This window comes from Paraclostridium dentum, assembly GCF_012922555.1.
In the GTDB taxonomy this organism is placed as follows: Bacteria; Bacillota; Clostridia; order Peptostreptococcales; family Peptostreptococcaceae; genus Paraclostridium; species Paraclostridium dentum.
Genome location: NZ_WIPK01000060.1, coordinates 1 through 899 on the forward strand (window position 1 = coordinate 1; position 899 = coordinate 899).

1 protein-coding gene is annotated in these 899 nt (G+C 48.2%); it reads left to right on the forward strand.

Going from position 1 to position 899, the window contains the following annotated elements; all coding sequences use genetic code 11:
* Nucleotides 1–412: 412 nt before the first annotated feature.
* A complete protein-coding gene (locus tag GFJ41_RS20895; protein WP_500048754.1) occupies nucleotides 413–877 on the forward strand; it encodes a large ribosomal subunit protein uL2 in 465 nt (154 codons plus the stop codon).
* Nucleotides 878–899 lie beyond the last annotated feature (22 nt).

Sequence of the window (899 nt, forward strand, 5' to 3'; positions counted from 1 at the left end):
CTAGAATTGAACATATTATTGATGTTGGTAAAAAATACAATTAAGAATTTACAGGAGAGAAGAAAGAATGATCAAGAATCTTTTAGATCAAGCATGTTCATGGTCCGTCGCTGTTCTAATTGCAGAGGTCACTCTGACAGCATTGGGCCACAATCCCAGACGTGCTTTGTAGAATACGGCAGTCTGACATAGCGATGCATCTCCTGAAGTAGTTAAAGGGGTAGATGGTGAATCGAGCAGAAACACAGGCATCTTTCTTATAGCCACAAACTTCGACAGTGTTGGTGCATTTGCCGCCGGAACGTGGAACACAGTTGTTGCATTTCAGGGCAGAACCGCTCAACAGCATCAAGGCAAGACACAGAGCCAGTTCATCTTCTGTGGCAAGAAAGCTCAGCTGAATATTGGTAATGTGTTGCCCGTTGGTGCCATGCCCGAGGGTACCATCATCTGCTCTCTGGAGGAGAAGCCTGGTGATCGTGGAAAGCTGGCTCGCGCTTCTGGAAACTATGCCACCGTGATCTCGCATAACCCAGAGACCAAGAAATCCAGAGTAAAACTGCCCTCTGGAGCCAAGAAGGTCATTTCCTCCACTAACAGAGCTGTCGTTGGTGTTGTTGCTGGTGGTGGTCGTATTGACAAGCCTTTGCTCAAGGCTGTCCGTGCATTCCACAAGTACCGTGTCAAACGCAACTGCTGGCCTCGTACTCGTGGTGTCGCTATGAATCCTGTTGATCACCCTCATGGTGGTGGTAACCATCAACACGTTGGTCATTCTACCACTGTTCCTCGTCAATCTGCTCCTGGTCAAAAGGTCGGTCTTATTGCCGCCCGCAGAACAGGTCTTTTGCGTGGTGCTGCTGCTGTCGAAAACTAAGCCATATATTATTCTAGGGCCA